Genomic DNA, 22,553 nt, shown 5'->3' on the forward strand with positions numbered 1-22,553 from the left:
TCAATCGGGGAGTCACGACCAGAACTCCACGTCCACAGAGACCCAATCTATCGAAGAGATGATTCTCGAATTCGACAAGCAGGACAAGCTAATCAAGGATCGTTCGCTTCTGGACTCTACAAAGGTCGTCAAGGAGGATCGGATCGTCGGTCGAGACGATCAGCTTCAGGACGTCACGAAGATGCTTCGCGTTGCTCTCGGAAACAACCGCCCCCCGAATCTCTTTCTGTATGGCCCTTCTGGCACCGGAAAGTCACTGATCACAAAAGCAGTCTGTAAAAACATTTCGCGTATCTGTGAGACGCGTGATATCCGGTTTGGCACGATCGAAGTGAACTGCCAGGATCTGGATACCCTTGGTGTGGCCGTCTACGAACTGGCCAAGCGTGCTGCAGAGGAGTCAGGAGACGAGGTACGCGTCCCCAAGCACGGGATTTCGACCAAGGAGAAGTGGAACGAACTCTACCGCATCGTCAACGAGAACTTCGATTCTGCGGTGTTCGTCCTCGACGAACTCGACATGCTCGTCGGTCGGCGCGACAAGGATGAGCCCGCATTTTCCCGACTCCTGTATCAACTCTCTCGGGCTGGTGCGAACAATGAGCTGTCTGCGTTCGTCTCTGTCGTTGCCATTTCGAACAACGTCAAAATGATGGAGTACGTCGGGAGCCGCGCGCTGAGTTCGTTTACTCCAGAGGACGTTCACTTCGACGATTACGATGCAAATCAGTTACAGGCGATCCTTCACCGTCGAAAAGATGCGTTTTACGAGGATGTCCTCGACGAAGACGTTATCCCGCTGGCATCTGCCTTCGCGGCACAGACACACGGCGACGCGCGAAAGGCGATCGATCTGATTCGCGTCGCTGGGGAACTCGCCGAGCGCGAGGGAGACACTCGTGTTCGCGAACAACACGTCCGGCGGGCCCAGGATAAAGTGGAAAAGAATCGTGTTCTTGAGGTTATACGCGGCATCAGCACGCAAAAGAAGCTGTGTCTGTACGCAACCGCCTCAGTCGCAGCTGAAACAAATACTGGCTCTGCCCGGAGCACAATCGGATATCACGTCTACCAGTACATTACGAGCTCGATCGATGCAGATCAGTACCATCAAGAAACCTACGTGAATAAAATGAAGGAGTTAACGACGTACTCGCTGGTCGACTTCGAGCGTCGGAGTTACGGTCCGCGATCGGGAATGTTCCTCGAATTCCAGTTTGCCGAGCGACCACAAACGATTCTGAACACACTTCGGGAAGATTCGCGGCTGGATATGGTGTCCCACGAGGATGTCGTAGAAATTGTCACCACACAGTTACGCGATCAAAATACGCCGGCGAAGTCGAACGTTGATTGGCACGTGTGAACGCGTTTCATGGCTGTGGGGAATATATACAAAACATTATTATATGCAACTGAGAAAGACAAGTTATGCGAGTTGGTATCGCAGGAGCTGGCTTCATGGCTAGTACACACGCTACCGAGTATGCTGAGATGGATCTCGACGTTGTCGCCGTTGCATCACCCAGCGGTCCGGAGGAGTTCGTCGACGAATTTGGGTTTGAGGCTGACTCGTACACGGACGTCAGAGAGATGTGTCTTGATGCTGAAATAGACTTTCTCGATATTTGTACGCCGACGCACACACATCGAGACCTCGTCCAAACCGCCGCGGAAACCGGAGTCGATGTATTCCTCGAGAAACCGATTGCGAGGACCCTCGATGACGCCCACGAGATCGTCGATATCGTGAACAGTTCCGGAATCGTTTGTATGGTCGGACACGTTGTCCGATTTATGCCAAGTCACGAGAACGCGCGCACCCTCGACGTCGGTGAACCCGGCGTCACTCGAGCCCGGCGAATGGCGCCATTTCCCGACTGGGGATCGGCCGACTGGTTTTCCGACCGCGACAAGAGCGGCGGAATCTTTGTGGATCTGGCAATCCACGACCTTGACTATCTGCGCTGGTGCTGGGGCGACGTCGAGCGCGTGTTTGCTCGACGGCACCGAGACGAGAAGTGCGAACACGGGTTCGTGACGCTTCGCTTCGAAAACGGTGCAGTGGGGTACGTCGAGGCGTCGTGGGCACAGCCGGATTCTCGGCCGTTTACCGTCGAACTCGAGTTCGCCGGCGACGATGGACTCGTCGAATTCTCTTCGACGAACGAGATTCCGTACCTCGAGTGGGCAAACGGCGAGTGCAGTAAGGAAAGCCCAATTGCGAGAAACGGTTACCGACGTCAGCTCGAACATTTTGTAGACTGCCTCGAGAACGACACCGAACCGGCTGTGGGGCCCGAAGAGGCCCTCGCATCGTTGCGGTTGGCGCTGGCTGCCGAACGATCCGCAGAGCTGGGTGAATCCGTCGCCCTCAGCGAGGTGATCGCATGACGGTTTCAGTCGGCCTTCTCTCGGCGGCTCACGTACATACGGAAGTCTATGCAGAGTTACTCTCCGAGCACGACGACGCGACGCTCCACGGGGTTACCGATATCAACATCGAACAGGGACGCGAAACTGCAGACCAACACGATACCCAGTTCGTCTCAGACGCAGATGAGTTGCTCGATCAGATCGATGCCGCGGTTATTTGTTCGCCCAACGTTGATCACCGAGACTGGTTCGAACGGGCGGCTGCAGCCGACGTCGATGTTCTCTGCGAGAAGCCCCTCGCAACCACCGCCTCGGAGGCTGAGTCGATGGTCGAAACGTGGCGCGAGTCCGGAATCAATGCCGGTGTCGCCATGCCGCTTCGGTTTTGCGAGCCCGCCCGTCTTGCCAAAGAAACGATAGCGGACAACGGAATTGGGTCCGTTCTCTCGCTTTCTGGTACCAATCGCGGACTGATGCCGGGAGGCTGGTTCGTCGATCCAGAGGCCGCAGGTGGCGGAGCTGTGATGGACCACACCGTTCACATTGTCGATCTCGTGGCGCATCTCCTCGGAGAGTGGCCAGCCGAAGTGTATGCAGAGGTCGGTACTCGAATGCACGATATCGACGTGGAGGACGTCAACGTTCTCTCCATGGAGTTGGCCGACGGAACGCCGTTCCTTCTCGACGGATCGTGGAGCAAGCCCGACACGTGGCACACGTGGGGTGACGCGACGCTCGAGATAACCGGTGCCGAGGGAGCCCTCTCCATCGATTGTACTGGTCGCTCGATCGAGTACACCGTCGAATCCGGTCCGAAAGCGGGGATCAACCGGGAATCGTACGGTACCAGCGCAAACGCCGGGTTGATCGACGACTTCGTAGCTGCGGTGCGTGACGGGCGTAATCCTCAAGTCACGCCCGAGCAGGGTCTGCAGGCCGTTCGTGTCGTCGAGGCTGCCTACGAGTCGGCAGATGCTCAAGCGCCGGTACCGATTCAGCGGTGATCAGCCGACGCTGCTGGTTTTCGTCGTGTGACAGGCCCAAGAGGGTAGTGCCGTGATCCAAACTAGTCCGATCATCAACTTCGAGTCCCAAACGTGACTGAACAAACTCACCTGCTGGTCGTCGGTGCACATCCTGACGACTGCGAGATCAAGGCCGGAGGTATCGCTGCAAAATACGTCGAGGCAGGACACAACGTGACCTTTCTCTCGGTGACCGATGGCAGTGCGGGCCATCACGAGATGGATCGTGAGGAACTGGCCGCTCGACGAAAACGAGAGACCGAGGCCGTCGCCGAAACACTCGGCATATCGTACGACGTGTTCGACATTCCCGACGGCTGTCTCGAGCCGACACTCGAGAATCGGCGACGGCTCGTTCGGTTCATTCGCGAGATCGAGCCGGATCTCGTCCTCGGGCCACGCCCGAACGATTACCACCCAGACCACCGCTACTGTGCGCAATTGCTCCGAGACGCTGCATACATGCTGATCGTTCCGAACGTCTGCCCAGAGACGCCAGCCCTCGCCGAGAACCCGGTGTTTGGGTACATTGCCGATCACTTTCAAAAGCCCGCGCCGTTCGAGCCGGACATCGTCCTCGACGTCTCTGACGTTGAACAACGAAAGCTCGATGCGCTGCACTGCCACGAGTCACAGGTGTACGAGTGGCTCCCGTTCACGTTCGACGAAATCGACGACGTTCCCGACGGCGCCCAGGAACGTCGTCGGTGGCTCGCAAACGACGGGCTGAGTCACCTAGTCGAGCACACCGAAATGAACGTCGCGGATCGCTTCCGCGGGCAGCTCACAGAGCGGTACGGCGACGAACGCGGTAGTGCAGTCACGCACGCCGAGGCCGTAGAGATCTCCCCCTACGGTGCGCCGCTGACGGACGAGCGAAGTAACGAGCTATTTTTCTTCTAGTTCGATCTTCGTACTGCGTCGTGTTGGCTCACATACGAGACCGAAACTACTGTGAGATACCCTGCCAGACATTCCGCAATTCGTCTCGTGGATCGCGAAACGACCTGCAAGAGCAACTAGGGGAGATCTGCAACTGTCCGGAGAATCGTCCGCCGACACTCGTCAATGGTCGCAACCATCTCGAGACTGTCGCTCAACACCGGAAAGGTCACATCCATGTCGTGATAGAGCCAGGTATGAACCGCAAACAGGCCGGCCCGTGGAAACCGGCTGTTCAGCCGGTGGATCTCTCGCTGGCGCCTCTCTAAGAGATTCTCACAGCGTCGCCTTTCACGTCGAAGCGCCCGATCATGATCGACTAGTTCCGAGAGTGGTTCCTCGAGGAGTGTCGGTGCTGTGACCTCGTCGATACCGTCAGTTACCTCTCGCAACGCTTCGCGAGCGCCCGTTATGGAGCTGCGTTCGCGATCGAACGTTTCGATCATCTCTTCGCGTCGTTGTGCAGCCGCGCGCGCTTGTTGGACGAGCACTCGTTGAAGCGTTCTATTGAATTGGTGACCATCGAGAACCGCTTCAGCGACTTCATCGCCGAGCTCTGCCGACATGTTCTCGCGGAGGGACTGCCCAAAATTGACCTCGTACTTTGGAACATCCATTACGGTGTTTCGGTACTGATCTCGGACGTTCTGTAACTGATTGGTTGTGGAACTGGCACTCATCGATCCGGAGACAGCTACGTGCACGCGTTTCTGGGGTGGCATCGACAGCGTCTGCACCTCGTCGGTGAACGTAGCGAACGCATCACGCTCCGCTACCAGATACGACCGCTCGCGGTCGATGGCTGTGAGGGCTTCGGATACGTTACCAGTCATAGCTCTCCCCTGAGAAGTGTCGTCGGTTCGCAACACCAGTTAGGAGACGTGACGTACTCACTGCGCCGTCCGCTGAGAGCACGTGTACCCGATTCAACCGACGTCACTGCCCCCACTGCGATCAGGAGCACGGTACACAACAGACACCCGATACTGTTCCCCTCGATATGCTGAGTAGTATCTAATTGTATCGAGTCCCCGATCATACCAGTCGTTGTGGCTAATCAGTAATAATACTACTCCAAACAGCCCCATAATGAACAGGAACTCGTCCTCTCTGAGAGGATCAGGATCGGCGACTCGATCACACTCTCCTCAATTCATCTGGCCCCTGGATAGCTCTATCTGTCGATATCTGTTGTCTCTTGTTTCGGAACTGTGCTTCCGGCCTCCGGTGCGTTCTCCATCCGTTAGCAACGACGAGGTATATGTAGGGCGAGACATCCCTATCCACAGACCCAATAAACCAGAGCAGATCGCATAAATGACAGAGTCAGAATATAGTATTTTAGATGTCAGTTGTGAATGTGTATGGAGATCTCAGTACCTTTTCATCAAGTCGGTGTTGTGAACTATCCGCGGCAGAGGTCCAGGAGCTAGCCGCAATTCACGTCTTCGGTAGCGAACCCGCCAATGACGACGCCGAGTTTACGATGATTTGTCCGGATGCTCTAGTTCGGGCAGTTGGTGAACGCCGACCCCACAAGTTCTACGTCGATTCTCAGGTCGAAGACGAGGACAGAACAATGGTGAAGACGACGCTGATCGATCACGAGGGCGTCTGGGTGAGCGACGAACAGCAGTGGTAGACGTTCACCGATACAGACGGCTGTATTCCGTCTTCTGTGTCTCTGTGGCTCCGTCCGCGGGTACACCGTTTCGAGTCAGCTCACTTCCGGTCGACGAGTTCTTCGTACCGCGCGCCAGTTTGTTTCAGCGTCTCCGTCGAGTAGAGGCGTTCGTGAGTGACTGGCAGATACTCGGCGGCCAGCTCGTCGATCTTGGCGTCGACGGCCTCGGGGTCGCGGCCGTGAATCATGGTAAAGAGATTGTAGGGCCAGTCGAGCTCCGGGCGCCGCGGCCGGTGGTAACAGAGCGTGACGTAGGGCAGCCCGCCGGCGCGCTCGCCGCGCTCGTCTAGCTCCTCGTCGGGGACGTCCCAGACGACCATGCAGTTTGCGTCGAAACCCGTCACGAGGTGATTGACGATACAGCCGATGCGCTTGATGCAACCGTTCCCGCGTAGCCGCTCGATCGCGCGCAGGACGTCCTCGACCGGTACGTCAAGTTCTGCCGCCACGTCTCTGTACGGCGTCGTCGAGAGCGGGAATCCGTCTTGAATCGACAGCAGCAGCTCGCTTTCGAAGGCGGAAAGATCGCTCGTCGCCGACTCGCTGATTCGGGTCGCCGAGGCGTCCGTCCCGGCTGCCCTCGAGACGGCGTCGGGTTGGCCATCGGTTGCGTCCCCATCGGCGCCCGACACCAGGCTCTCGCGCGCGAATCGGTCCGCGTTGACGACCGGGAACTCGAGGTCGATATAATAGTCCGTCAGCATCGGAAGGACGAGGACGGCACAGCCCGTTCGCGCCTCGATCTCCGCGAGAATCTCGTCGCGTCGCTCACGCGAGCCGGCGGTGACGACGAACCACATGTTCCACTCGTGGTCGCGGGCGTAGTTGTGGTTGACCTGTCGATATCCGTTGATTACGTCCGCGATCTCGTCGAATCGATCCTCGGGTGCGCGGACAGCCGCGAGCGTCGAGGAGCCGATCACCGGCGGATTCAATACCGGTCCAAATCGGCGCAGGATGCCGGCCGACCGCAGCTCCCGGACCCGTTCGATCGCCTCGTCCTCGTCGACGCCCAGCTCCTCGCCCACCTGGTGGAAGGGGCGCTCCGTGATCGGAAAGCCGCTCTGGTACCCGTCGACGATTGCGGCGTCGACGTCGTCTATCGACGAGTCCCAGTCGGCCGACGGCGTGGTCATTAGCGGCCCTAGGGAGGTCGACACCCTATCGCTTTCGGCTTCGCGTGCAGCGCCGATTCCGTCGGCGCCCCTCCGCTCGTGCCGGCCGAAGCGGGATGTTTTTGCGCCGTGCCCCGAAACTATCGTACATGGCGACAGCAACTCAGGAGTTCGGCGAATGGCCGCTCAAGCGGCTGATGACCGAGGTCGTCGGGACGGGGACGAAATCCGCAGAGGACATGTCCCGCGAGCAGGCGAGCGAGGCGTTCGAGCGCATCCTCGCGGGCGAGCCCGACGAGACGACCCTCGGCGCGTTCTGGCTGGCCAACCGGTGGAAGCACAACACGCCCACGGAGCTCGCGGCGTACACCGACGTCATGCGCGCAGAGAGCGTCGTGACAGCCGAACCCGACTGCGATCCGATCGACTGCGGGGCGAACTACGACGGCAAGCACACCTCAGCCCTGCTCGGCGTCGGTGCCGGAGTCGTCGCCGCCGCGGCCGGCACGCCGGTCGTGACTCACTCGGGCGACCGCGTGCCAACCCAGAAGGCCACCGCCTACAAGCACGTCTTGGACGAACTCGGCGTTCGCACCGAACTCGAACCCGCGGAGAGCGCCGAGATGGTCGACGAGACCGGCTTTGGCTTCTACTACCAGCCGGCGTTCAACCCGGGCGTCGATGCCCTCTGGGACCGGCGCGACCAGATGGGCGTTCGCACGTTCGTCAACACTGTCGAGACGATCGCCAACCCGGCGAACGCCGACGTCCACCTCGGCTCCTTCTACCACCTCGCGTTCGCGAAGAAGATGACCCAGACGATCGAAGGCAGCGAGGCACTCGACTTCTCGCGGGTGATCATGTTCCAGGGGATGGAAGGCTACGACGATATCCGTCCCGGCTACACCAAGGTCGCCGAGTGGGACGCGGGCGACGACGAGCCAACGTTCGAAGACTACGAGATCGAGACGCCGGAGTTCGGCATCGACCTGGAGAGTGAGGATCTCGAAGTCGATGACGTCGACGCCGACTCAGCCCGGATCACCGAGGAGGTTCTCTCGGGCGAGCGAGATGACCAGTTCGCGGACGCGATCCGGCTGAACGGCGCGTTCCGGATCTACGCCCGCGGCGACGTCGACTCTCTCGAGGAGGGGCTCGAGACCGCGGCCGCAGTTATCGAAGACGGCAGTGCCGAGGCGGTGCTCGAGGACCTGAAAACGTTCTAATCCTCTCGGCTTTTCCCGCGCTCAGCTCTTCGCTCTCTCTCCCCCGTCTTCGGCTTTCACGTCGGCGACGCTCGCGAGCTGGTCGCCCGCGACGACCGTCGCCTCCCTCGTCAGCGCGTACAGAACTCCATCCCGATCAGCTGTGGCCTCGTCAAGTGGCTCGTAACTCGTCGGATCGTACACCGTTCCGAGGCTCGTTCCGGCGGTGACACGCTCCCCGACAGCAAGATCGGGGTTCGGCCGAAAGAGGCCGGACGCATCGGCGTCGACTGCGCCGATGTGGTTGCGGGCGATGGTCAGCTCCCGATTCGGTACCTCTCCAGGGAGCATCTCGAGTTCGCACAAGACGTCACACAGCCCGTCGACGCCCGCCTCGACCACGTCTTCGATAATCTGTTTGTTGTGTGCGAGTTCGGGCGTGATCGTCGGAATTCCTTCCCGCGCGGCGACGACCCGAAACTTGCCTGCGAACCCCCGCTTGTGCCACTCCTCGGGTGCGTCTTCGTCGGCGCGCTCGGCGAGCAGCAGGTCGGTCCCGAAGGCCGTCGCCAGCCGTCGGGAGTCCTCGTCGCCGTTCAGGTAGATGACGTGGGGGTACATATCGGGGCTGCCGGTGTGGAGGTCGACCGCGGCGTCGGCGTCGCGAACGTACTCCCAGAGGCGAGCAGCCATGCGCTGGTGGAGCGTCCCCTCCTCGTCTCCGGGCCAGACTCGGTTCATGTTCGGTGCGACGCTATCGAACGCCTCCGGCGTCGTGTAGGAGACGCGGTCGAAGGTCAGTGGGTTCGCGACGGGGACGGCGATCACCGTACCCGTCAGATCTGCGAGCGAGAGTCGGTCGTGAAACCGTCGCAACACCTCAGCACCGTTTACCTCGCGGCCGTGCTGGGCCGCCTGAACGTACAGTGTCGGGCCCTCGGTCGCCCCCTCGTAGGTGTGGACCGTCGTCGAAATCGAGACGCCGGATGGGAGCCGCTCGAGCACGAGTTCCTCGGCGGTGTGCGTCCCGGAAGTCATACGTTCCTCTTTGTGGGCCGGCGGTATGTAGCTGCGGGCGGTTGGGACCGATTACATCCGGCCGGCACCGAGTACGGCGACGTACCACTACTGTTTTCACTCGCCCCGTCGTCGGCGGGTGTATGGGAGACCTTACAGCGACCCTGCACACGAGCAAGGGCGATATCGACGTCGAACTCTACGACGAGCGCGCGCCACGGACGGTCGGTAACTTCGTCGGCCTCGCCACCGGCGAGCGCGAGTGGACCGATCCCGAAAGCGGCGACCGGATCACCGACGAACCGCTGTACGACGACGTGCTCTTCCACCGTATCATTGATGGCTTCATGATCCAGGGCGGGGACCCGACGGGGACCGGTCGGGGCGGCCCCGGCTACCAGTTCGACGACGAGTTCCACGACGAGTTGCGCCACGACGAGGCGGGCGTGCTCTCGATGGCGAACTCGGGACCGAACACGAACGGCTCGCAGTTTTTCATCACCCTCGACGCTACGCCCCACCTAGACGGCAAACACGCCGTCTTCGGGAAGGTAATCGACGGGATGGACGTCGTCCAGAATATCGGCAGCGTCGAGACAGACGCGCGTGATAAGCCGGTCAACGACGTGCTGTTAGAGTCCGTCACCGTCCACGACGAGTAGTCGACCGCTCGCAAGTAGTCGACCGCTCGATTCGTTTTGCAGATCGCTCCACCCCACCGGACGGTCTCGAATCGACCCCGCAGACAGTGTACACTGCCGACACACAGCTTTAGAACCGTTGCTCCCGACGAGTAGCGTATGGGCTGGACAGCTGACGACGTCCCCGACCTGCATGGGCAGACGATTCTCGTCACCGGCGCGAACAGCGGTATTGGTCGCGAGGCGACCCGCGAACTCGCACGAAACGGGGCGACGGTGATCATGGCCTGTCGAGACGTCGGTCGCGGCGAGGACGCGGCGCGAGACGTTCGCGAGGACGTCTCCGGCGCCGACCTCCGCGTCGAGGAGTGCGATCTCGCGAGCCTTGCCTCCGTCCGCGACCTCGCCACCCGCCTCGCGGAGGCGGGGACGGAACTCGACTGTCTGGTGAACAACGCCGGAACGATGGCGATCCCGCGCTCGGAGACCGAAGACGGCTTCGAGACGCAGTTCGGGGTCAACCATCTCGGTCACTTCGCGCTCACCGGACTGGTCCTCGAACTCCTCACCCCCGACGCGCGGGTCGTCACCGTCTCGAGCGCGATGCACGAGCGCGGCGAGATCGACTTCGACGACCTCCATAGCCGCCAGCAGTACGATCCGTGGGACGCCTACGCCCAATCGAAGCTCGCGAACGTCCTGTTCGCCTACGAGCTTGAGCGCCGGTTCCGCACCGCTGGACAGGATCGACTGAGCGTCGCGGTCCACCCGGGCTACGCTGATACGCGGCTCCAATTCCGCGGTGTCGACGACCGTGCGCGCCTGGCCGCGCTCGGACGAGGCGTTCGGTGGCTCGCTAACTCACTGCTCGCGCAGTCCGCCGAACGGGGCGCGTTGCCGACGTTGTACGCGGCGACCAACGCGGACGCCGAGGGCGGGGCGTACTACGGTCCCGACGGGCTGCTTTCCATGCGCGGTCAGCCGGAACGACAGGCCTCCTCGGACCGGTCGTACGACAGGGAGGCCGCCCGTCGCCTCTGGAAGATCTCGAGTGAGCAGACCGGGGTCACGTACGACCTCCCCCGACCTGCCGTCGAGGCGGCGTGATCTCGGCGATCCGTGGGAACCGTAACGTGAAAGCCGACGCAGGCTAACACCCTCTCAATGAGCGACGAGATCCAGCAGCCAAGTGACGTCGGCTCGGACGACGCGCCGCCCGTCGCAGAAAAGCCCTACAAGATCATCTTCGAGGCGAACAAGTGCTTCGGCGCGGGCAAGTGTGCTGAAGTCTCAGACAACTGGACGATGAGTATCGACAGCGGCCTCGCAAAGCCGACGTCGTACTTCGTCGGCGAGGACGACGTAGAACACAACGTCCGCGCTGCAGAGGTCTGCCCGGCGAAGAAAGGCGACGGCTGCATCCACGTGATCGACCGACGAACCGACGAGGAGATCGCCCCTGATCCCCACGGCGACGGCACTCTGAGCGTCGACTGGTAGGTCCACACCGCCGAGTCAGCTACCCGGATCGCTACCGTTATGTGTCGAATCGCGTATTGACGCCTATCAACCGACGAACGCTACTGACGGTCCCAGCCGCACTCGCAGGTGCCACCCTCGCCGGCTGTCTCAGATCGACCGGAACCGACGAACCGGCGCAGACGACGGCGACCCTGCATACGAGCAAGGGCGATATCGACGTCGAACTCTACGACGAGCGCGCGCCACGGACGGTCGGCAACTTCGTCGGCCTTGCCACCGGCGAACAGGAGTGGATCGACCCCGAAAGCGGGGAGGAAGTCGAGGATGAACCGCTGTACGACGACGTGCTCTTCCACCGTATCATTGATGGCTTCATGATCCAGGGCGGGGACCCGACGGGGACCGGTCGGGGCGGCCCCGGTTACCAGTTCGACGACGAGTTCCACGACGAGTTGCGCCACGACGAGGCGGGCGTGCTCTCGATGGCGAACTCGGGACCGAACACGAACGGCTCGCAGTTTTTCATCACCCTCGACTCCACCCCTCACTTAGATGGCCGTCACACGGTCTTCGGGAAGGTAACCGACGTCTCCGCGACCGGTGCGAGCGAAGGCCCGGAAGACGAGCGACGCGAGTCTTCCGGTGGCATGGACGTCGTGCGCGACATTGGGGACGTCGAGACCGATGCTAACGATCGGCCGGTCGACGACGTGCTGTTAGAGTCCGTTACCGTCCACGACGCGTAATCGATCCACACCGAAACGCACATCCCCCACCGGTGGATACCACCGAGTGCGTTCTGCGCGAGGGTAGCCAAGCCAGGCCAACGGCGGTGGGCTTAAGACCCGCTCCTGTAGAGGTCCTTGGGTTCGAATCCCAACCCTCGCATCTCACCGCGAACAACCCGTGAGCGGTGACTGCGTGACGCGGAATTCGAACCAGGGAGGTCCCACCCGCGAGCGAAGCGAGCTGGAACGTCCGACCGTGGTTCGAATCCCAACCCTCACATTGGTCGTGGCGTACACTCACGCCGCGCTAAATCGGTACGTGGGATCGAAGTACGCAAGACGACCGATATTCGAGTTCGAGAGGCGACACTCGAGTGGACACTTACTCGACTGCCGGAAGCGTAAACGAAATCGTCGTTCCCTCATTGGCCGCTGAGTCGACCCAGATGTCGCCGCCGTGGCGCTCGACAATGCGCTGACAGAGCGCCAGCCCGATACCGGTTCCAGCGTGGTCTTTGCGGCTGTGAAGCCGTTTGAACACCTCGAAGATCTGGTCGTGGTATTCGGGATCGATCCCGATTCCCTCGTCGTGTACTGAAACGGTCTGTCGGCTACCGTTTCGGTCCGCAGACACCGTGATCTGCGGTGGCTCGTCGCCGCTGTACTCGATTGCATTGCTGAGCAGGTTCTGGAGGAGCTGGCGGAGTTGGCTGGCGTCTCCCTCGACGCGAGGGAGCTGTTCGACCGTGATCTCGGCGTCGCTCTCTTCGATCTGGAGCTGCAGATCCTCGCGTACCTCCTCGAGAACGGTGTCCAGTTCGACCGGCTCGACTGGGTCACCACGCGTCTCGACGCGGGAGTACTCGAGGAGGCCGTCGACCATCGCGCGCATGCGCTCGGCGCCGTCGACCGCGAAATCGAGAAACTCCGCACCCTCGTCGTCGAGTGCGTCCTCGTAGCGCCCCTCGAGTAGCTGGAGGTAACTCGAGACCATCCGCAGGGGCTCCTGGAGGTCGTGAGAGGCGGCGTACGCGAAGTGCTCTAACCGTTCGTTCGAGGTTTCGAGTTGCTCAATCGTCTCCTCGAGGCGGCGCTGGTACTCCCGACGCTCGGTGATGTCGGTGAGGGTGACGACCGCTCGACTCACCTCGCCGTGCTCGTCTCTGACCGGCATTCCGTGTTCCATGATGACGCGGCTCTCCCCGTCGAACGCCTCGATCTCGTAGATGTTGGGGTCCGTTACCGCCTCGCCGCGAAGCACCTGCGCCATCGTCCACTCCCCGGGGGCGACCGGCTCGCCTGAGTCGGCCCACACTGCCTCGTACTGCTCGTCCTCCGAAACCGACTCTACATCGAAGACCTCCCCGCCCCAGATCTCCCTGGCGGTGTCATTCGTCCGACGGATCGAGCCGTCCGCGTCGGCGACGACGATGCCGACTGGGAGTACCTGGAACAGCGTCTCGAGCTGCCGGGTCTGCTTTTCGGCCCTGATCTCGGCCCGCTTTCGTCTCGTAATGTCGGTCAGCGCGCCGGGGAACGTCCGGGGCGTTCCGTCCTCCTCGCACTCGACGTGTCCGCGGGCGACCACCCAGCGCCACTCGCCGTCGGCGTTTTGTACGCGGTACTCCGTTTCGTACTCGCCACACGACTCGAGGGCCGCCTCGATCTCGGCGACGACGCGGTCGCGGTCGGCTTCGTGGACCGACGAGAGCACCCGCTCGAGTGGGATCCCGTCTCTCGCGTCGTCGGGATCGATCCCGAAGGTTTTGGCGAACGAGGAGCCAGTGATGAACTCGTCTTCTTGCACGTGCCACTCCCAGGTGCCGACCGCGCCGGCTTCGGTGGCCGCCTCCAGCTGCGATTTTGCGTCCTCGAGATAGCGCTCGCGCTCTTTCTGTTCGGTGACGTCCTGGGCCATCGTCATACCGGCGAAGACCTCGCCGCGTTCGTCGGTGATCGGCACCACGTGGAGGATCCAGTCGCGGTCGGCATAGGCGAGTTCGACCGACATTTCCGTTCCATCGAGTGCGGCGCGAAACGCGGGTTCGAGCGTGTCGGCAGTGGACTCATCCCAGGCGTCTCGAAACGGCTTCCCTTCGAGATCGTCGGGTTCGACCGGAATTCGATCGAATCCCTGGCCTGCCGCCAGGGTGTACTCGAGATCGTGATCGAACAGCGTCACGAGCCCGTTCGGGAAGTACTCCGCGAGTGTCCGGTAGCGCTGTTCGGACTCTTTGAGCGCCTGTTCGCGCTCCTTGCGGTCGGTGACGTCGCGGAAGTAGACCGAAATGCCGGTTTCGGAGGGGTAGAGGTTCGCCTCGACCCAGAAGTCGAGCGTGTCGTAGTACAGTTCGTAGCTGGTTGGCTGCTGGGTTTCAAGCGCCGTGTGGAACGCATCCCAGACCTCGTCGATCTCGACGAGATCCGGAAACACGTCCCAGAGTTGCTCGCCGAGCAGGTCCGCAGCGTCGTGTTGGAGGAGCTCCTCGGCGCGCTCGTTGACGTGGGTGAATCGGAACTCCTCGTCGACGCCGTAGAACGCGTCGTCGATCCGACCGAAAATGTGCTCGAGTTCGTTTTCGAGCCCCTGCTCGCGTTTCCGTTGCGCGGTTATGTCCCGAGTGACTTTCAGATATCCGCGGTGCTCACCCTCGCTCCCCCGAATGGGGGTGATCGTGACGTTGGCCCAGAACCGCGTCCCGTCCTGTCTCAGGCGCCACCCCTCGTCTTCTACCGAGCCGTGCTCGGTCGCCGCCTCGAGATTCCGTTCGGGAACGTCCGCATCCCGATCCTCTTCGGTGTAAAATCGAGAGAAGTGGTCGCCGACGATCTCCTCGCGGTCGTAGCCTTTGATCTGTCTCGCACCTTCGTTCCAGCTGGCGACGTACCCGTCAGAATCCAGCCGAAAGATTCCGTACTCTTCGACGGCGTCGACCAGCGAGTGAAACTCCTCCCTGCTGGCCTGTAAGTCGCTTTCCGAGTATTTCCTGTCGGTGATATCGTAGTAGAGTTCGATCCGGCCGCCGGCGTACTGGCCCGACCCGATGGGCTTGCTGTAGTGTTCGAGCCACCGTTTGTCGCGGTCCCCGGCCGCCGTGACGAGACACTCGAACCGCTCGACGTAGTCGTTGTCCTCGTAGGTAGCCAAGATCGTCTCGACGACCTGTGTTGGATCCTCGAACGTGTGCTGTATCGTCTCGTCTAGGACCTCCCGCTTGTTGCGTCCGATGATCGCGTCTCGGTCGACGCCGAAGTAGTGTTCGACGGACTCGTCCGCCCACGCGATGTCGAAATTATCATCGAGGACGAAGACGCCGATGTCCGCCTCGTCGAGAACGGTACTGATCGATTTGTACGACGTCCCTGGTGCCTCGGCCGTTTCCAGCGCCTGGGTCGGTGTCTCTCGCTCTCGAGCAACACCGATCGTCCCGCGGAACTCGTCGCCGTCGACGAGCGGCGTGACCCGAAGCTCGCAGGGAACGTTCTCGCCGGTGGCGGTTCGAAGCGACAGCTCGAACGTCGTGAGCTCGCCGTTTCCCCCGTCGAGTTGGCTGGATACCTCGCGTTCGATTGCGGCGTGATCGTCGTCGTCGATAATTCGTGAGACGTCTTCGCCCAGCAGTTCGTCGCGGGCGTAGCCCGTCGCCTCGACGATGGCGTCGTTGGCCGCGACGATAGTTCCGTCCGCATCGAGCTGATAGATCCCGTCGTCGATCGTCTTGACGAGCGTTCGAAATTGCCTCAGCGCCGCATCGTCGTCGTCCCGCAAAAACATCTCCCCCTCATCTCCCGATCGCGCACCCATACTCTGTGATTGCTGTTGAGAGGGATAAGTTCCGTGCCACTGTCGTAATTGTACACACGGTCTAGTTGCTACCCGACCCTCCCAGACGCTCCGTCTCGAACAGTTTGGAGACGGTGAATGAAAGCCTGCATCGGCATCCGAGCGCCGAATCGGGAGTACACCGTCCGGTCTGTGGGTCTGAAACCAGGTTTTCGGCGCTGTCAGCTCTTGAGGTCGTTATCGCTGTAGCTGCGCGTTCGGCATCACGAAGCCGGCGGCGATGTAGATAACCGCTGCCGCCACGATCGCGCCGAGAACGCCGATGTAGAGTTCGAACTCGGCAAAGGCGCTCGCAAAGAGGACGATCCCCGACGCAGACAGCGCGTAGCCCGCAGCCAAGCGGTGAAAGCCCCGAAGCGGCGCGGCGTCGTTCTCCGGCACCAGGTCCGAAAGCTCCCCGTCTTCGCCTGACTGGAAGAACACGGGCAAAATGAGGTAGACACCGAGCCCGACTAGCAGGCCGGAGAGCCCGCCGACCAGAACGTTCTCGAAGACGAGATAGCCGATAGCCGCGAAGACGACGACGTCCATCACGGCAGCTCCGCCAGCGATTCGGGTCGGCGTCAGCGGTCCGTTCTCGAACGCAGTCGTTTCGCTTTCGTGCGTGCCTGACATACTGGTGACGTGACGCTTCTGTATGTTATGTATTTCTATTGGCGACTCTTGAAGCCGCGTCTCGGAATCAGACGCGTCGTCTCCGCGCCGACACTCGCTCAATCGTCCGTCCGAAACGAGAGATCAAGCGACGGCGCGGAGTGGGTTAGAGAGCCCATCGAGACGACGTCGACGCCCGTCGCGGCGTACTCTCCGACTGTCTCCAGCGTGATTCCACCGCTTGCCTCCGCGAGCACGCCGTTGTACTCGGAGAGCAAGGCGACGGCCTCCCGCGTCTCGGAAGGGGACATGTTGTCGAGCAAGACGACGTCTGCACCGGCGGCTGCGGCCCGCGGAGCGTCCGCGGCGGTCTCCACTTCGACTTCGATCTTCGTCGCGAAGGAGACGCGCTCGCGGAAGTGGTCGATTGCGCCCTCGAGTCCCATCTCGGCGACGTGGTTGTCCTTTACCATCACCATATGGGAGAGATCGAGACGATGGGTGTCGCCCCCACCGGCAACCACGGCGCGCTTCTCCAGTCCCCGGAGTCCGGGCGTGGTCTTTCGCGTCGCTGCCACGCGAACAGTGTCGGACTCTGCCCGGGCGCGCTCGACGGCCGCGGCGGTCCGGGTCGCGATCCCCGAGGCGTGGCCCGTGAGATTGACCGCGACGCGCTCCCCGCGAAGCACGTCGCGGGCCGGCCCCTCGACGCGGAGGAGGTCGTCGCCCGCCTCGAGTCGCGCTCCGTCGGCGACCGAGTCGGTGACGGCGACGTCGAGGTACGCGAAGACCGCCGAGGCGGCCTCCATCCCCGCCGCGACGCCGTCTTCCTTCGCAACGAGTCGCCCCGTCGTCTCGCCGGGAACCTGGTTCGTCACGTCGTGGTGACCGACGTCCTCGCGGAGCCAGCGCTCGATCTGTGTGTCGGTGATCACGTCAGCCCCCAGCCGGCGGCTCGGGTTCGGCCGCCGATTTGGTTTCCACAGATCCGTCGGCGTCGCTCACGACGTGGTGACAGCCCGCCGACTCGCGGTTCTCGCCAGCCGCGCGCGCGATCAGCAGCGCGGTGACGGTCGCGTTTCGCAACTCGTAGAGGTCCCGGGCCGTCCGGGTTCGCACGTAAGCGTCGAGTTCGCCCTTGAGCCGACGGAGCGCCGCCCCAGCGCGGGCGATTTCGTCGGGATCGCGCTCGAGCCCGAGGTACTCGTCCATCGTCCGCTGCAGTCTCACGGCCTTCTCGGTCGCGAAGCGCTCGGGGAGTTCCGGATCGCTGTCGCGAAGGTCGGGTGCCTCGATTGGCTCCGGCTCGGCGTCCCGCGTTGCTGCATCCGAACCCGCCCGCAGCCCCCAGACGAGTCCCTCGAGCAAGCTCGTGCTGGCGAGGCGGTTCGCGCCGTGGACCCCCGTCCTGGAACACTCGCCGGCAGCGTAGAGGCGGTCGAGGCTCGTCCTCCCGCGCTCGTCGACGGCGATCCCGCCACAGAGGAAGTGTTCGCAGGGGGCGACGGGGATCTCCTCGCCCTCGATTCCGTGCTCGCGGCAGGTCTCGGCGAGGTCCGGGAACTCCTCGGCGAACTCGACGAGGCTCACGTCAAGTACGACCTCGCCGCTCTCCTCGCGCTCCGCTGCGACGGCGCGGGCGACAACGTCCCGCGGTGCGAGTTCGGCGTCCGGGTGGTACTCGGGCATGAACCGCTTGCCCTCCGCGTTCCGGAGGACGGCGCCCTCTCCCCGTAGTGCCTCCGAGAGGAGGAAGGTGCCGTCCTGCTCCGCGGCGCGTTCCGCCTCGCTTCCGTCGTAAGCGGTCGGGTGAAACTGCACGTACTCCATGTCTGCGACCTCGGCACCGGCCAGGGCGGCCATCGCGATGCCGTCGCCAGTCGCGTCGTCGGGGTTCGTCGACCGCGAGTAGAGTGCGCCGATCCCGCCGGTCGCCAGGATCGTCGTGCCGGCGTAGATCGGCCGGCCGGTCGCCCGCTCGTCGGTGAGAACGCCGTGGACGCGCCCCTCGTGGGTGAGCAGTTCGAGCGCGGCCGTGTCCTGACGGATCTCGACGCCCTCGCGGTCGTCGAGGTGGTTCAAGAACGGACGAAGAATGTGCGTCCCCGTCGAGGCGTCGACGTGGAGGATGCGCGCCTCGGAGTGGGCCGCTTCGCGGGCGTAGTCGAACTCGCGATAGGCGGGTTCGCTCTCGCCGTCCACCTCGCCACTTTCGACAGCTACCTCGTCGCCCTCGCGGGCGGGCCCCCCGCCTGCCGTCCCGTCCGCGACGTCGAACGGGATCTCGAGCGTCTCGACCAGCACGTCGCGGACGGCCGCGTCGGCGTTTGCGACCAGCACGTCGACGGCGTCTGGATCCGCGGTGTCGTCGCTGGCTGCGATGATATCCCGCTTCAACGCCGTGGGGTCGCCGCGGGTTGTCGAGATGCCGCCCTGGGCCCAGTCAGTGCTCGTCTCCTCCGGGCGTTCGGCCTTGGTGAGCACGAGGACGTCGGCGCCCTCCCGGGCCGCAGCGAGGGCGGCCGCACAGCCCGCGATGCCGCTGCCGACGACGAGGACGTCGACGGATTCGGACGCCGGCTGAGCCGCCGCCTCGGTCGATGGATCGCTCCCGCTCATGGCTGGATCTCGAGCATCCGCTCTAGGGCGACGCCTGCGAGTTCTTTCTCCTCGGGAGCGACTTCGATCACGTTGCGCTCGCGTCCCGCGACGAGCTCTTCGAGGACCCACGCCAGGTAGTTCGGGTCGATCTGTCGCATGGCGTTGCAGTCCATGCAGGCATCGCCACAGAGCGGAATGACGTTCACATCGGGGTACCAGCGCCCGAGGTGCTCAGTCATGTGGATCTCGGTGCCGATCGCCCACGTCTCGCCGGGGTCGGCTTCTTCGACGGCCTGCCGGATCTCGGCGGTCGAGCCAGACCGATCGGCAGCCTCGACGACCTCGCGGCGACACTCGGGGTGGACCATCACGGTCGCGTCGGGGTGGCCCTCGCGTACCGCGTCGACGTGGTCGACCCGGAAGCGCTCGTGGACCTGGCAGTACCCCTCCCAGAGGATGATGTCGCTCTCGGCGACCGTCTCGGCATCCTTCCCCTCGGGATCCCACGGATCCCACGCGGCGATGCGGTCTTCCATGCCCAGCCGGTGGGCCGTGTTCTCCCCTAAGTGCTTGTCGGGGAGAAAGAGAACCTTGTCCCCGCGTTCTAAGGCCCACTCGAACGCGTGATGGGCGTTCGAGGAGGTACAGACGAGCCCGCCCTGGCTCGCACAGAACGCCTTCAGATCAGCGTAGGAGTTCATGTAGGTGATCGGGATGATCTCGGCCTCGGGCGCGGCCGCCGTGATTTCGGCCCACGCGGCGTCGACCTGCAGGGCTTCAGCCATCCCGGCCATCGGGCAGGAGGCCTCCATCGACGGGAGGATCACCGTCTGGTCGTCGTCCGTAATGATGTCCGCCGACTCGGCCATGAACGTCACGCCGCCGAAGATTACGTACTCGGCGTCGGCCTCGGCGGCCCGCTTCGAGAGACCGTAGGAGTCGCCGACGAAGTCGGCGTGCTCGACAATCTCCTCGCGCTGGTAGTTGTGTCCCAGGATCACCACCTCGTCGCCGAGCTCCGCGAGTGCCGCCTCGATTCGGGCCGTTCGCTCCTCCGCATCGAGCTCTCTGTACCGGGGTGGCAGTTGCTCTAAGCTATCGTACTTAAACAGGCTCAACTCGGTCTCTAACTCGACAGATTCCATCGTTACCATTCGAACACCCTGTGATTGAACCTACCTCACAACCTCGTATTGAATAACTTTTTCCTTCAAAGGCGCTGGTTGGGTGCCGAGCATGCATCGACGTGCAACTCATTAGGGCCACAAGTTCGACAACCACGTCCATGAACCGGTTTTGCGAACCGGTCTGTACTCGTGACCATCAGCGAATCGATGAACTGTTTCCTTGGGTGCAGAGCGCGTACGTCACGTCATGCCAATCGAGAACGTGTTCGAAGACTTTCAGCGCCGCGACTGGGAACGTCGGTCGCCGGAGGGGACGGTTCGGCTCGCGATCGTCGGCGTCGGTCACTTCGCCCGGACACGGGCACTGCCAGCAATCAAAAGCGCCACCTACTGCGAGACGACGGTTCTGGTCACCGAGTCGTCCGAGCACGCGGCCGAAACTGCAGACGAGTTTGACGTTTCGCACGTCCTCGACTACGACGCGTTCCTCAGCGGGGAGCGCGCAGACGCCTACGACGCAGTCTATATCGCCACTCCAAACGCACTCCATGACCGGTACACCCTCGCCGGCGCCGAGCACGGCAAACACGTTCTCTGTGAGAAGCCGCTGACCGTCGACCGGGACCGGGGCCGGGAGCTCGTCGAGGCCTGCGACCAGGCGGGGGTGACGCTGATGACGGCCTACCGTCTCCAGATGGAGCCCACCGTTCGGCGATCGCGCGAGTTGATCGCCGACGGCGCTCTCGGCGACATCGTCCACGTCCACGGCGGCTTCTCCCATCCACTACTCGAGTACACCGATTCCGACACCTGGCGACTCGACCCTGAGATCGCGGGCGGGGGCGCCCTCGTGGATCTCGGAATCTACCCGATCAACACGACGCGGTACGTCCTCGGAGACGATCCGGCCGCAGTCTACGCCTCGACGCACTCGAGTGGCGGCCCCTTTGCGGCCGTCGACGAGCACGTCTCCGTCCAACTCGAGTTTCCGTCGGGGGCGATGGCCGCCTGCACGGCCAGTTTCGACGCCCACGCCAGCAGTCAGCTCCAGTTCGTCGGCACCGACGGCATGCTCTCGATCGCCTCGCCGTTCGGCGGCGTTGTCCCCCAAGAAATCGTCGCCGAGAGCGGTGACATGCGTATGGAGTACACTGGCCCACCGGTCGACGAGGTCGAAGAGGAGTTCGACTACTTCGGGTACTGTGTACTCACAGGCACTCGCCCGGAGCCCGACGGTGAGGACGGCCTCGCCGATATCAAGATCATCGAGACGGCCTACGAGGCCGCGGAGACGGGACGGAGGATCGAATTAGAATAGCGTCTCACTTACCTCAAAACAGCAGTCCTGAGGCGGTCAGCCAGCCACCGCCGGCCGCCACGGCGAGCCCGAGTACGAGCCACGTGAGTGGCTCTTTCGCGAGCAACCAGGCGGCCCCATCCTGTGAGGAGTCAGAGACGACGAACGTCGGCGCACCGTCCCCCTCCACGACCGCGTTCACGTCTCGCATCGTCTCTCGAGCCTCGACGTCGTAGGTGGAGCGGCCGATAACGTACGCCTCGCCGTCCGGGTCGAGGCGACGCTCGTGGTACTTCCGATCGTTGCCGGTCGCAATCTTGACGACGCGGAGATCGAGCGAGGAGTTCTCCGACTCGAGATCCGACTCGTGCTCGAGAAATCTCCGGATCGGCTCTGGCTCCGGTTCGCCGCCGTCGACGCGGACCGTCGTGTCCGTCGAGAGCGCGAGCGTGGCTCCCGCCGGATCGACCCGGACACTCGCCGTCTCGTCGTCGAGCCGGAACGGGACGGCGCCCGCTCCCTCGTCGACGGTTCGCCACGAGGAGTTCTTGCCGCTCGACTGATACTCCTCGACCTCGTACTCGTAGGCGAGACAGTCCGAACCGGTTAACGGGGCCTCGATGGCTCCATCGATCGGGCTCGCCGTCCCCACGAGTTCGACGGTTCCCTCGGCGTGTTCGATCCCGACGATATCGTCGGTCTCCCCGCGGTAGACGTGGTAGGCGGGACGCAAGCCCCAAACGCTGTACGCGACGAGACCGAGACCGGCGACGAGGAGCGCTATCCCGAACATCGTTCGACACTTCTGACAGGATATTATAACGATGTCGAATCCGGTTGCGGCGCTCGTTCCGGTTGGGGGACCCCGTCCACTC

General features: G+C 62.7%; 20 protein-coding genes and 1 tRNA gene. 12 read left to right on the forward strand and 9 right to left on the reverse strand.

Annotated elements, in window-relative coordinates; genetic code table 11:
* Positions 1-58 precede the first annotated feature (58 nt).
* The 4 genes from OB905_00480 to OB905_00495 all read left to right on the forward strand — a co-directional run bounded on the left by OB905_00480 (position 59) and on the right by OB905_00495 (position 4,304).
* The gene (locus OB905_00480) at positions 59-1,366 is read left to right on the forward strand and encodes an orc1/cdc6 family replication initiation protein (protein ID MCU4924461.1); all 1,308 of its coding nucleotides are present in this window, start codon (positions 59-61) and stop codon (positions 1,364-1,366) included.
* Positions 1,367-1,431: 65 nt separating this feature from the next.
* Positions 1,432-2,394, forward strand: coding sequence for a Gfo/Idh/MocA family oxidoreductase (locus OB905_00485; protein ID MCU4924462.1), 963 nt, complete (start codon positions 1,432-1,434; stop codon positions 2,392-2,394).
* Positions 2,391-3,380: a Gfo/Idh/MocA family oxidoreductase gene (locus OB905_00490; protein MCU4924463.1), complete on the forward strand. Its 990-nt coding sequence runs from the start codon at positions 2,391-2,393 to the stop codon at positions 3,378-3,380. The genes OB905_00485 and OB905_00490 overlap by 4 nt, the downstream gene beginning before the upstream one ends.
* 93 nt (positions 3,381-3,473) lie before the next feature.
* Positions 3,474-4,304 carry a PIG-L family deacetylase gene (locus OB905_00495; GenBank protein MCU4924464.1) on the forward strand — a complete coding sequence of 277 codons (831 nt, stop codon included), beginning with the start codon at positions 3,474-3,476 and terminating at the stop codon, positions 4,302-4,304.
* A gap of 116 nt (positions 4,305-4,420) precedes the next feature.
* On the opposite strand, the gene OB905_00500 is transcribed toward OB905_00495, so the two are convergent.
* Complete coding sequence (locus OB905_00500) at positions 4,421-5,176, reverse strand: hypothetical protein (protein ID MCU4924465.1); 756 nt, start codon at positions 5,174-5,176, stop codon at positions 4,421-4,423.
* A gap of 512 nt (positions 5,177-5,688) precedes the next feature.
* Here OB905_00500 and OB905_00505 point away from each other — a divergent pair.
* The gene (locus OB905_00505; GenBank protein MCU4924466.1) at positions 5,689-5,985 is read left to right on the forward strand and encodes a hypothetical protein; all 297 of its coding nucleotides are present in this window, start codon (positions 5,689-5,691) and stop codon (positions 5,983-5,985) included.
* An 80-nt stretch (positions 5,986-6,065) separates the two neighbouring features.
* On the opposite strand, the gene OB905_00510 is transcribed toward OB905_00505, so the two are convergent.
* On the reverse strand, positions 6,066-7,163 hold the full coding sequence (locus OB905_00510; GenBank protein MCU4924467.1) for an Lrp/AsnC family transcriptional regulator: 1,098 nt from the start codon (positions 7,161-7,163) through the stop codon (positions 6,066-6,068).
* Positions 7,164-7,291: 128 nt separating this feature from the next.
* On the opposite strand from OB905_00510, the gene OB905_00515 reads away from it, so the two are divergent.
* Complete coding sequence (locus tag OB905_00515; protein MCU4924468.1) at positions 7,292-8,368, forward strand: anthranilate phosphoribosyltransferase; 1,077 nt, start codon at positions 7,292-7,294, stop codon at positions 8,366-8,368.
* 21 nt (positions 8,369-8,389) lie between these two features.
* Here the strand turns inward: OB905_00515 and OB905_00520 are convergent, their stop codons facing one another.
* Positions 8,390-9,385: a succinylglutamate desuccinylase/aspartoacylase family protein gene (locus OB905_00520; protein ID MCU4924469.1), complete on the reverse strand. Its 996-nt coding sequence runs from the start codon at positions 9,383-9,385 to the stop codon at positions 8,390-8,392.
* A gap of 122 nt (positions 9,386-9,507) precedes the next feature.
* Here OB905_00520 and OB905_00525 point away from each other — a divergent pair, with 122 nt between their 5' ends.
* From OB905_00525 to OB905_00545, 5 genes are all read left to right on the forward strand, one after another.
* The gene (locus tag OB905_00525) at positions 9,508-10,026 is read left to right on the forward strand and encodes a peptidylprolyl isomerase (protein ID MCU4924470.1); all 519 of its coding nucleotides are present in this window, start codon (positions 9,508-9,510) and stop codon (positions 10,024-10,026) included.
* Positions 10,027-10,164: 138 nt separating this feature from the next.
* Positions 10,165-11,112 (forward strand): oxidoreductase, encoded by a 948-nt coding sequence (locus tag OB905_00530; protein ID MCU4924471.1) that lies wholly within the window; start codon positions 10,165-10,167, stop codon positions 11,110-11,112.
* 57 nt (positions 11,113-11,169) lie between these two features.
* A complete protein-coding gene (locus OB905_00535; GenBank protein MCU4924472.1) occupies positions 11,170-11,505 on the forward strand; it encodes a ferredoxin in 336 nt (111 codons plus the stop codon).
* Positions 11,506-11,678: 173 nt separating this feature from the next.
* Positions 11,679-12,233, forward strand: coding sequence for a peptidylprolyl isomerase (locus tag OB905_00540; protein ID MCU4924473.1), 555 nt, complete (start codon positions 11,679-11,681; stop codon positions 12,231-12,233).
* 57 nt (positions 12,234-12,290) lie between these two features.
* Positions 12,291-12,375: transfer RNA gene (locus tag OB905_00545), tRNA-Leu, on the forward strand.
* A gap of 222 nt (positions 12,376-12,597) precedes the next feature.
* On the opposite strand, the gene OB905_00550 is transcribed toward OB905_00545, so the two are convergent.
* The 5 genes from OB905_00550 to nadA form a co-directional block, all read right to left on the reverse strand.
* Entirely contained in the window at positions 12,598-16,020 is a 3,423-nt protein-coding gene (locus OB905_00550; GenBank protein MCU4924474.1) for a PAS domain S-box protein, read from the reverse strand.
* 216 nt (positions 16,021-16,236) lie between these two features.
* Entirely contained in the window at positions 16,237-16,674 is a 438-nt protein-coding gene (locus tag OB905_00555) for a hypothetical protein (GenBank protein MCU4924475.1), read from the reverse strand.
* A gap of 98 nt (positions 16,675-16,772) precedes the next feature.
* On the reverse strand, positions 16,773-17,588 hold the full coding sequence (nadC, locus tag OB905_00560) for a carboxylating nicotinate-nucleotide diphosphorylase (GenBank protein ID MCU4924476.1): 816 nt from the start codon (positions 17,586-17,588) through the stop codon (positions 16,773-16,775).
* Position 17,589: 1 nt separating this feature from the next.
* The gene (locus OB905_00565; GenBank protein MCU4924477.1) at positions 17,590-19,272 is read right to left on the reverse strand and encodes an FAD-dependent oxidoreductase; all 1,683 of its coding nucleotides are present in this window, start codon (positions 19,270-19,272) and stop codon (positions 17,590-17,592) included.
* The gene (gene nadA, locus OB905_00570) at positions 19,269-20,408 is read right to left on the reverse strand and encodes a quinolinate synthase NadA (GenBank protein ID MCU4924478.1); all 1,140 of its coding nucleotides are present in this window, start codon (positions 20,406-20,408) and stop codon (positions 19,269-19,271) included. Before nadA ends, OB905_00565 begins: the two co-directional genes overlap by 4 nt.
* Positions 20,409-20,628: 220 nt before the next feature.
* On the opposite strand from nadA, the gene OB905_00575 reads away from it, so the two are divergent.
* Positions 20,629-21,699, forward strand: coding sequence for a Gfo/Idh/MocA family oxidoreductase (locus tag OB905_00575; GenBank protein ID MCU4924479.1), 1,071 nt, complete (start codon positions 20,629-20,631; stop codon positions 21,697-21,699).
* A 13-nt stretch (positions 21,700-21,712) separates the two neighbouring features.
* Here OB905_00575 and OB905_00580 read toward each other — a convergent pair whose 3' ends face one another.
* Positions 21,713-22,471, reverse strand: a complete 759-nt coding sequence (locus OB905_00580; GenBank protein ID MCU4924480.1) for an E3 ubiquitin ligase family protein — start codon at positions 22,469-22,471, stop codon at positions 21,713-21,715.
* Positions 22,472-22,553: the final 82 nt, after the last annotated feature.

The sequence above is a fragment of the Halobacteria archaeon AArc-dxtr1 genome, assembly GCA_025517425.1.
In the GTDB taxonomy this organism is placed as follows: domain Archaea; phylum Halobacteriota; class Halobacteria; order Halobacteriales; family Natrialbaceae; genus Halostagnicola.

What these genes read in the sequence shown, in the direction of transcription:
- OB905_00505 (MCU4924466.1), top strand. Translation starts at nt 5,689, where the DNA reads ATGTCAGTTGTGAATGTGTATGGAGATCTCAGTACCTTTTCATCAAGT.
- OB905_00485 (MCU4924462.1), top strand. Translation starts at nt 1,432, where the DNA reads ATGCGAGTTGGTATCGCAGGAGCTGGCTTCATGGCTAGTACACACGCT.
- OB905_00565 (MCU4924477.1), bottom strand. Translation starts at nt 19,272, where the DNA reads ATGAGCGGGAGCGATCCATCGACCGAGGCGGCGGCTCAGCCGGCGTCC.
- OB905_00480 (MCU4924461.1), top strand. Translation starts at nt 59, where the DNA reads ATGATTCTCGAATTCGACAAGCAGGACAAGCTAATCAAGGATCGTTCG.
- OB905_00555 (MCU4924475.1), bottom strand. Translation starts at nt 16,674, where the DNA reads ATGTCAGGCACGCACGAAAGCGAAACGACTGCGTTCGAGAACGGACCG.
- OB905_00515 (MCU4924468.1), top strand. Translation starts at nt 7,292, where the DNA reads ATGGCGACAGCAACTCAGGAGTTCGGCGAATGGCCGCTCAAGCGGCTG.
- OB905_00530 (MCU4924471.1), top strand. Translation starts at nt 10,165, where the DNA reads ATGGGCTGGACAGCTGACGACGTCCCCGACCTGCATGGGCAGACGATT.
- OB905_00580 (MCU4924480.1), bottom strand. Translation starts at nt 22,471, where the DNA reads ATGTTCGGGATAGCGCTCCTCGTCGCCGGTCTCGGTCTCGTCGCGTAC.
- OB905_00510 (MCU4924467.1), bottom strand. Translation starts at nt 7,163, where the DNA reads ATGACCACGCCGTCGGCCGACTGGGACTCGTCGATAGACGACGTCGAC.
- OB905_00490 (MCU4924463.1), top strand. Translation starts at nt 2,391, where the DNA reads ATGACGGTTTCAGTCGGCCTTCTCTCGGCGGCTCACGTACATACGGAA.
- OB905_00575 (MCU4924479.1), top strand. Translation starts at nt 20,629, where the DNA reads ATGCCAATCGAGAACGTGTTCGAAGACTTTCAGCGCCGCGACTGGGAA.
- OB905_00525 (MCU4924470.1), top strand. Translation starts at nt 9,508, where the DNA reads ATGGGAGACCTTACAGCGACCCTGCACACGAGCAAGGGCGATATCGAC.
- OB905_00500 (MCU4924465.1), bottom strand. Translation starts at nt 5,176, where the DNA reads ATGACTGGTAACGTATCCGAAGCCCTCACAGCCATCGACCGCGAGCGG.
- OB905_00520 (MCU4924469.1), bottom strand. Translation starts at nt 9,385, where the DNA reads ATGACTTCCGGGACGCACACCGCCGAGGAACTCGTGCTCGAGCGGCTC.
- OB905_00535 (MCU4924472.1), top strand. Translation starts at nt 11,170, where the DNA reads ATGAGCGACGAGATCCAGCAGCCAAGTGACGTCGGCTCGGACGACGCG.
- OB905_00550 (MCU4924474.1), bottom strand. Translation starts at nt 16,020, where the DNA reads ATGGGTGCGCGATCGGGAGATGAGGGGGAGATGTTTTTGCGGGACGAC.
- nadA (MCU4924478.1), bottom strand. Translation starts at nt 20,408, where the DNA reads ATGGTAACGATGGAATCTGTCGAGTTAGAGACCGAGTTGAGCCTGTTT.